Genomic DNA, 8,896 nt, shown 5'->3' with positions numbered 1-8,896 from the left:
ATATTATACCATTCTTCGTTTCCTAACTTACACCGATCTTTTAAAAAATACAATATCCAAATTTCATTTGGATTTTTAAATTCTGCTCGTCCTTTTATAACTCCAATCAAATGTGACTTATACATTATTTTAATAAAAAATTCACATTCACTTAAATAATATTCTATAAATGTATCTTCTAATTCTTTTACATTTGTTAAGGGATGGTAATTTACATTTGCTTCATTTTGGTTAGATTTCATCATATAAAAAATATCTTCTATGTTTTCCTTGTCTATATTAACTATTTTTATATCCTGATATCTAATATCTACATCTAACATTCTATCCCCCCTTACTTTATAAAGTTATTCTACAGTTTTGTTAAAAATCCTTTATATATTAATATCTAACAAAGCTTAATGTGTAAAGAATTCTTATACATGTTACTCTTCACACATTAAATAATATCTCAGCTATATTTTTTTAACTATAAGTGTATAAATATAAATTATTTGTAATTTATATTTGATTCTAAATTATTTATATCATAATAAAAAACAACTCTTAGTTTTTGTTAAAATTTATTAGATGTTATTAGAAACTATGATTTAATTATATTCTCTATGTATAAAATAAAAACCTTCATCTTATAAAAAGATGAAGGTTCTTATTATTTACTCCATAGCTATTAGATCTACTTTTATTACGTTTTTAGTGCTTTTTATTTCTTCAACTAACTCTTTTAAACCTACAGTCATTTGTGATATATCAAAAGTTATACTTACATTTGCAGTATTATTTATAGGTATATCTTGATTTATTGTAAGTATGTTACACTTATGTTCCGCTACTGTATCTAATATTTTTGATAAACTTCCTCTTTCATGTCCTAACAGCAATCCTATAGTTGCCTTTTGACTTTTAACCCCTTCAGATACAGAAAACACAAAATCTTTATATTTATAATAAGTACTTCTACTAATTCCTACCGTTTTTACACCATCTGTTATGTCCTTCACTTTTCCATTAGCCAAAAGTTCTTTTACTTTTACAACCTTTTCAAAGATATCCGGAAGTATACTATTATCTATAATTAAAAATTTGTTAGGCATAAAAACTCCTCCCATAATTTTTTCTTAATAAATTAGTCTTTGTATAACCTATACAATTATACCATATATGATTTTCTTAATAAATAGTCTCATAAAAAGATATTTTTAATAGTATTATGAACTTTTTAATTTCTATATAATACAAAAAGAGAAGTATAAATACTTCTCTTTATATCTTATTCTAGTATCCAAAATACCGTAGCTCCAATTTTGACACCTATCTTCCGATAGGTGGGTGTTCTCACAGATGTTTCTATCTCCTTAATGCCGTCCGAAGGTCTCATAATAAGGCACATATCCATATCTAAATGTTGAACTCCCGTACTTGTGATGTAGGTTCAAAATATAGAGCCTAGCGTATATCCCAGAATTTATAAGCTTTATTAATTTATTTTCTATATTCATTATAAACATTAATTTATAATTTTTCAATAGTTTTTTTCATATATTAAGAAAATGTTTTCACAATATATATACATTAATTAAATACAATATTATATTTAAATTATATTTTTTCACATTTTACTTTAAAACATATTTTATAAAGTAAAATGGTGCAGGTGATGGGACTTGAACCCATACGTCCTTGAACACACGCCCCTCAAACGTGCCTGTCTGCCGATTCCAGCACACCTGCTAAACTTTCACACATAAAAATTTATTAATGAAATAATTTATAGTTATATTATAATATTTTTATATTGTTGTCAATAAAGTAATTAAATTATCACTATTTATCTTTTATAAAGAAATTTATATATATTATATACAACCTTTACCTTTTTTACATATTTATCCGTTTCTTTAAAAGGTATGTAGTGAAGATTTTCTCCATCTTTTGAATGTTCAGCATCTTTTAGCCATTTCTGAACATTGCCTCGTCCTCCATTATATGCGGCTAATACTAGATCCATATTGCCATTAAATTCTTTTTTTAAATTATTTAGATACCAACAGCCCATTTTTATATTAGTTTCTGTATCCTTCAAATCATTCACATTAAAATTGGTCATTTTCATTTGTTCTGCTATCCATTTTCCTGTTTCTGGTGTGATTTGCATAAGACCTTGTGCATTTTTTTTAGATGTAGCAGTCTTTTTAAAATTACTTTCAGTTTTTATAACTGCTGCTACAAAATAAGGATCTAAATTACTCTGTCTAGCATACATATCTATATAATCTTTATATCTCATAGGGAAAATATATTTTGCTATATTTGTTATATTTATTAGTAAAATTAGTATTAATATTATAATCAAAAGCCTTCTTAAAAACTTCACTTTTTTTTGCCCTAATATTAGAGCACTCCCCCCTTCTTTCCTGCCTTAATCATTAATTCCATAAGAATCTTTTCTAATTCTCCCTTTGTGTTTTCTATATTTTTAGAATTATCTATTATATAATCTACAAATTTCTTTTTTTCTTCTATAGGCATTTGAGAATTTATTCTATTTATAATCTCTTCTCTACTCAATCCATCTCTTTTCATAACCCTATTTACTTGTGTATCCTTATCTACCCAAACTAATATATTTACATCCATCTTCTTATATAAACCTTGTTCTATTAGTGTAGGGGCATCTAATATACAAATTAACTCTTTACTTTCTTCTAGTACCCTTATTCTTCTAAATGTTTCTTGTGTTATATAAGGCATTATTATATTTTCATATTCTATTCTTTTCTCTTTATTTTTAAATATATAACTACCAAATTCTTTTCTCTTTAAATTCCCGTTATCATCTAAAAATTCTTTTCCAAAAATATCTGCTACCTTTATTAGAATTTCTGGATACAAGTTTAAAACTTCTCTACTTATCTCATCTGCCTCTACTACTGGTATATTTTTTTCCTTTATCATTTGTGATATAGTACTTTTTCCTGCACCAATACCACCTGTAAGTCCAATTTTAAAAATACTATCTGAGCAATTCATAAAACAACTCCCTACTTAGCTTCATACCAATTGTTACCTGTGTTTATATCCACTTCTAAGGCAACCTTCAATTCTAAAACCTGTTCCATTTCTTTTTTTACTAAAGCTTTGATTTTCTCTAGTTCATTCTTATAAACATTTAATATTAATTCATCGTGCACCTGTAATATTATACTACTTTTAAATTTATATTCTTTTAATTTTCTATGAACATTTACCATAGCCAGCTTTATTATATCCGCTGCACTTCCCTGTATGGGGCTATTCATAGCTAATCTTTCTCCTGCAGCTTTAACTATTTTATTTGAAGCCTTAACTTCTTTTATATATCTTCTTCTATTTAATATAGTACTTACATAACCTTTTTCAGTAGCTTCCTTAACTATATTTTCTAAATATAATTTTACATTAGGATATCTCTCCAAATAAGCATCTATATATTTTTTTGCTTCTTTTCTAGTTATATTTAAATCTTGAGACAAACTAAAATCTCCTATACCATAAACTATACCAAAATTAACTGCTTTAGCATTACTTCTCATAAGAGGAGTCACTTCATCTATTGGAACTTTAAATACTTCTGAAGCAGTTTTAGTATGAATATCATCATGTTCACTAAAAGCATTTATCATATTTTCATCTTTTGATATATGCGCTAATACCCTTAATTCTATTTGTGAATAATCTGCTGAAAGTATTACAGAATCCTCTGTACTAGGAACGAATACTTTTCTTATTTCTCTTCCCATTTCATATTTTATAGGTATATTTTGAAGATTTGGTTCTGTACTAGATAATCTTCCTGTAGCTGTAACAGTTTGATTAAAGTTTGAATGTATCTTTCCATCTTCCTCTATAGCAGATTTTAGGCCTTCTATATAAGTAGAGTATATTTTTGTTAACTGTCTATAATAAGTTATTTTATCTATTATAGGATGTTTATCTCTTAATTTATCTAATACTTCAGCATTAGTAGAATATCCTGTCTTTGTTTTCTTTATGACAGGTAAATCTAACTTTTCAAAAAGTATTTTCCCTAACTGCTTAGGAGAATTTATATTAAATTCATCCTCAGACATTGAATATATTTCTGATTGAGTAGCTTCTATTTCCCTTTTAAATTTCTTCTCTAATTGTAACAGTATATCTTTATCCACCTTAAATCCTTCAGCTTCCATAGATGATAATGTTTCTGTTAAAGGCTGTTCCACATTATATAATAGTTCTTCTATATGTTGATCTTTTATTTTTTCTTCCAATATCTTGTATAGCTGTGGCATTATATTAACTTCTTTTATTTTTAAATTTTCATCTTCTTCATTTATATTTTTAAATAAATATTCTGAAGCTAAACTAAACATTTCATATTCTTTTCTTACTGGATCTATTAGATATGCTGCCAAATTTACATCAAATTTTATACCATTAAACTCTATACCTAATTTTCTTAATATTGTTCTTGGATTCTTTGAATCATAAGTAATTTTTTTGATTTCTTCATTTTCAAATATTTCTTTACATATACCTATAAAGTCTTCTCTTTTATCCTTTAAAAAACTTTCAAAATCTATCTTGTAAATATCATTTATAAAATTAATATATAAAGTTTTTATTTCTGATTTAAAGAATAAAACCACATTGTCTAATTTAAAGTATACGTATAAATCATTTTCTTTATGTTTTATTATATTATCCTTTAAGTTTTTAAATTCATCTATGGAGACTATATCTTTGTAAGTTACTTTCTCATCTAAAACTTCCTCTACTGAATCCTTCCCTATTTTGTTTAGTAGAGATTTAAATTGCAATTTTTTAAACATTTCTCTAACTTTATTTATATCATAATCTTCTTTTGATTTTATCTCATCTAAACTTATCTCTATAGGTACATTGCATATAATAGTAGCCAATTTTTTACTAAATATAGCCTGCTCACTATATTCATGTAAATTTTCTTTTAACTTCTTACCTTTGATATCTTCTATGTTTTCAAGTACCTTTTCTATGCTTTTATATTCTTTTATAAGCTTAAATGCGGTTTTTTCACCTATACCAGGTACTCCAGGTATATTATCAGAAGAATCTCCCATAAGACCTTTTACATCTATAAACTCTTTAGGTGTAACCCCAAATTCTTCTATCATTCTATTCTTATCATATATTTCTTTTTCTGTAATACCTTTTTTAGTTATAACTACTTTTACATTATCTGTAGCTAATTGTAGGGCATCTTTATCTCCTGTAACTATGTAAACTTCTATTGCTTTTTCCTCTGCAAATACAGACAATGTACCTATTAAATCATCTGCTTCAAATCCATCAATTTCAAATATGTTTATTGCTAATGCAGTCAAAAGTTCTTTTACTATAGGAAACTGCTGGGCTAGTTCCTCTGGCATTTTTTTTCTTCCTGCTTTATAATCTTTATATTCTTCATGCCTAAAGGTAGGTGCTTTTCTATCAAAGGCTGCTACTATATAATCCGGCTTTATTTCTTCTTTCATCTTCAAAAGCATATTTACAAATCCATATATGGCATTAGTATGAATTCCATCTTCAGTCATAAGATCAGGCAACGCATAAAAAGCTCTATTTAATAAACTATTACTATCCAATATTAATAATCTTTCTTTATTCATAAACGAACCTCCAAAATTCACAATGTATATTATTAAATTTTAAAATAACTCTACTATGATAGATACACTTAAATGTCTTTAATACATCAAAGTAATTACTGTAATTTTATCATTTCCTCTATAATTTAAACTATAACCATTATACACTAAATTAATAATTTATTTTTAATAATACTTAAAATATCCTGATATTTTATTATAATATATTTTATTCTCTACTATACTAACTTCCTGTGCTAATTAATTTTTTTTAATTACCCCTTATTTAGAAAAAAGACTTTGAAGAATTAGTAAAAATAGATAAGTTAATATGCTTAATAGCTGATCCTAAGATTTCTATTGATTCTACTAAAATATATACTTACGAGAAACTATAAACAAAAATAGAATTGGGAAATGATCGTAAATCAGCTAACCTAGGTACTAAGCGTGGCAAAGATAGTAATAAAATATGTTGATTTCCATATAAGCTTCATATATTAGCAGCTTGGAAAAGTGAATTACCTTTAAGTATAGTACCTTCCACAGCAAGTCACAGCAACGCTGATTTAGTTCTACCATTAATAAAAAAGTTTATAGTAAAATATTCAGGCAGCATAGATACTAAGTATTACATTATGATGGATTTAGTTTATGATTTTCAAAAAAATTATGATTATATAAATAATGAGTCTAAAGCTCAGGCAATGATATTCCTTCTCTCTCGAGATCTGTGTTTTCCTCCAGAAGGTTTGAAAGAAAATTTTCCTCCAGTATGTTCAATAGGTTATGATCTAACTTATTGGGACAAAAATGGAAATTATCTAAAATTCAGATGTTCCCATACAACTGTCAAAATAAACTGTTCCTGTTGGATCATGTGGTGTACCACATCTAACTATGGTTATTGCCGTTATTTCCTTAAAGTTAATTATAAGAAGAATAATAGATATTTGTGCTACTCGCATACAAACACTGAAGTTAGCAAAATTTTTATAATGGAAGAACTTCAATTGAAATATATGACTCTAGATTAAAAGAACATTTTAATTTACATAATTTGCATTAATTATGCATACGTAAAGTTAAAACAATAGCACTCTTAAGTTTTATTGCTCTAATTAATGTTGCTATTGCAATTAATCAAAAGTCCAACAACTTAAAAGATGTATCATAATATTAAATAAGAACACAAAACTTATCTACACGTATAATAATACCTACCTTACTATAAAGAGGTAATATGTCCACAATTTTAAAATTTTAATTGTTCAACTTGCTAAAATATAAAAATATTAGTATAAATGAATATATACCCAAGGTATTATAATGTAGACAAAATTAGGGAAACATTATTTAAGACAAATTAAAAAAATTTAAATATATGTAGAAATTTTTAGTATATTAGGAATATATTAATCTAATTTATTAGTAAATTAAAGAAATTTAATCAATTATGTAGTATAATATACATAATTATATATAATAATCCATATATGGTTCATATACAGTGTATTTCCCATGAAAATTATGTTAATATTATTAAGTGATTCAATTTAAAACATAAATTTTAAGGGAGGAATAATAATGAAGAATTTCAAAAAATTAAGTACAGTACTTTTAGCAGCTGGTATATTTGCAGCATCTACACTAGGGGTAGCGAAACCAGTTAAAGCTGAAACATTATCATTTTCAGTTCACAATTATGGTGGTTATAGCGCTCCTATTTATGTCGATGTTACTAGAACTTATGTTGGTTATGGGCATATAACTCAAGGAGCAGCTGTAAGAGCTGCTCAATGGGCATTGAATAACAAAGGATTTAATGCAGGAACTCCTGATGGATATTTCGGACCAAATACTCAAAGGGCTGTTTTGAGATTCCAATCTTCAAGAGGTTTATCTGCTGATGGAATAGTAGGGCCTAATACATGGAGAGCACTACATAGATAAATATATAAAAGCAGTAATCTGCCTACAAAATACAACTGCAGATCAAGTAGATGAAAAACTCCTATACTAATAATGTTTGCATACTAGAAAAGCACTTAATATGATGAATATTAGGTGTTTTTTTACTTGCATAAAATTATATTAAAGTAACTCGTTGCGCTACAGTATTTACAAATAGCAAAGCTCTAGCATACTAGCATAGTATGATACCCTATTGTTAAAAAGCACCACCAATTTAATAATGGATGAAATATATATGTTAGAGACTTATAAGCAAAATGCTATCACAAGTTATAGAAGATTTAAACGATCTTATAACTGTTGTATTTGTTATAATCAATGATATTTGCCAAGAAATAATTCCAGAACATATTAAAAATCGTAGAAATATTAATAAATGTATTATGAGTGATAGTAAAATAACTCACAAGATTTGTTCCTTAAATTTTGTAACGGTACTCGTTTTAACAGAATTCATAGAGTCCTTATGAAAGTTTTAGAAATAATAATACACAGAGTTTCAAGTATTCTTGCACATAATAAAAATGAATTTAGAACCATAGATCTATGCCCATTTATACTTGTAAATTCCATAGAGCTCATTTCCACAAAACATATAAAGCTTTTGATTCATATGGAAGAGGTTCATCTAAAGAGAAACTTATTATGGTTTTAAAATCTATTCATTAATTTCTATCAATGGATATATTAGAGATTTTACATTAACTTGTGCTAATATAGATTATAGAGACTGTTTATGAGAATTAACTAGTAACACTTCAAATTTAAATATAATTGGTGACAAAAGCTATATAGGCAATCTTCTTTCTTTAGAATTTAAAAAAGAACGTACTATAAATATAATATAACTAAAAAAATAACCGTGAATTTCAACTTCCCAAATCAATAAGAGAACTAATCTTAAAAAAGCGTAGACTTTTTGAAAAAGTTAACTCTAAGTTCTCCCATCAATTAAATATTTTAAAAATAGTAGCTAAATCACATTTGAAATTAATGACTAGAATAATAACTAAAATACTTGCTGTTTCATAAGTAAAGTTTTAAAAAAGTCTAGTACTATGTTAAAAATTAAATATTTAATATTTAATTTTTAGATAAATTTCCTGATTTTTTTAGAGCAACAAGTTAATTCTATTTGGTTTTAATAATTCTACTGACATTTTAGAAATAAAAAAGACTTTGGAAAACTAATCCAAAGTCCGCAAACTTAGTGTTTGCAATGGTGCCGAAGGCGGGAGTCGAACCCGCACGAAGTTTCCCTCGACGGATTTTGA

General features: G+C 26.3%; 6 protein-coding genes, 1 tRNA gene, 1 other RNA gene and 2 pseudogenes. 2 read left to right on the top strand and 8 right to left on the bottom strand.

The genetic code is table 11. The features are described 5' to 3' along the window. The 8 genes and pseudogenes from NGI68_RS12495 to NGI68_RS12460 all read right to left on the bottom strand — a co-directional run. Window positions 1–323: pseudogene (locus NGI68_RS12495) on the bottom strand (GNAT family N-acetyltransferase); the annotation flags it as partial. Window positions 324–656: 333 nt separating this feature from the next. Beyond that, window positions 657–1,094, bottom strand: coding sequence for an ACT domain-containing protein (locus NGI68_RS12490; RefSeq protein ID WP_251861807.1), 438 nt, complete (start codon window positions 1,092–1,094; stop codon window positions 657–659). A 181-nt stretch (window positions 1,095–1,275) separates the two neighbouring features. Beyond that, window positions 1,276–1,468: non-coding RNA, 6S RNA (ssrS, locus tag NGI68_RS12485), on the bottom strand. Window positions 1,469–1,646: 178 nt separating this feature from the next. After that, window positions 1,647–1,731 (bottom strand) — tRNA-Leu (locus NGI68_RS12480). Between the two features lie 97 nt (window positions 1,732–1,828). Continuing rightward, a complete protein-coding gene (locus NGI68_RS12475) occupies window positions 1,829–2,374 on the bottom strand; it encodes a lytic transglycosylase domain-containing protein (protein WP_251861806.1) in 546 nt (181 codons plus the stop codon). A gap of 17 nt (window positions 2,375–2,391) precedes the next feature. Beyond that, on the bottom strand, window positions 2,392–3,030 hold the full coding sequence (coaE, locus tag NGI68_RS12470; RefSeq protein WP_251861805.1) for a dephospho-CoA kinase: 639 nt from the start codon (window positions 3,028–3,030) through the stop codon (window positions 2,392–2,394). A gap of 11 nt (window positions 3,031–3,041) precedes the next feature. Continuing rightward, window positions 3,042–5,669: a DNA polymerase I gene (gene polA, locus NGI68_RS12465; protein ID WP_251861804.1), complete on the bottom strand. Its 2,628-nt coding sequence runs from the start codon at window positions 5,667–5,669 to the stop codon at window positions 3,042–3,044. 803 nt (window positions 5,670–6,472) lie between these two features. Further along, window positions 6,473–6,616: a hypothetical protein gene (locus NGI68_RS12460; RefSeq protein ID WP_251861803.1), complete on the bottom strand. Its 144-nt coding sequence runs from the start codon at window positions 6,614–6,616 to the stop codon at window positions 6,473–6,475. 619 nt (window positions 6,617–7,235) lie between these two features. Here NGI68_RS12460 and NGI68_RS12455 point away from each other — a divergent pair. Both NGI68_RS12455 and NGI68_RS17300 read left to right on the top strand, forming a co-directional pair. After that, window positions 7,236–7,601 (top strand): peptidoglycan-binding domain-containing protein, encoded by a 366-nt coding sequence (locus tag NGI68_RS12455; RefSeq protein WP_251861802.1) that lies wholly within the window; start codon window positions 7,236–7,238, stop codon window positions 7,599–7,601. A gap of 256 nt (window positions 7,602–7,857) precedes the next feature. Further along, window positions 7,858–8,716, top strand: a pseudogene (locus tag NGI68_RS17300) (IS982 family transposase). Window positions 8,717–8,896: the final 180 nt, after the last annotated feature.

Source organism: Clostridium sp. Marseille-Q2269 (assembly GCF_943736985.1).
Lineage (GTDB): Bacteria > Bacillota > Clostridia > Clostridiales > Clostridiaceae > Clostridium_F.
Note: the sequence above shows the minus strand (reverse complement) of the source record. Positions and strands in the feature narration are given on the sequence as shown.

Bases quoted from the DNA above. Each gene is read 5' to 3' on its own strand.
- NGI68_RS12490 (WP_251861807.1), bottom strand. From the start codon at position 1,094: ATGCCTAACAAATTTTTAATTATAGATAATAGTATACTTCCGGATATC.
- coaE (WP_251861805.1), bottom strand. From the start codon at position 3,030: ATGAATTGCTCAGATAGTATTTTTAAAATTGGACTTACAGGTGGTATT.
- polA (WP_251861804.1), bottom strand. From the start codon at position 5,669: ATGAATAAAGAAAGATTATTAATATTGGATAGTAATAGTTTATTAAAT.
- NGI68_RS12460 (WP_251861803.1), bottom strand. From the start codon at position 6,616: ATGCGAGTAGCACAAATATCTATTATTCTTCTTATAATTAACTTTAAG.
- NGI68_RS12455 (WP_251861802.1), top strand. From the start codon at position 7,236: ATGAAGAATTTCAAAAAATTAAGTACAGTACTTTTAGCAGCTGGTATA.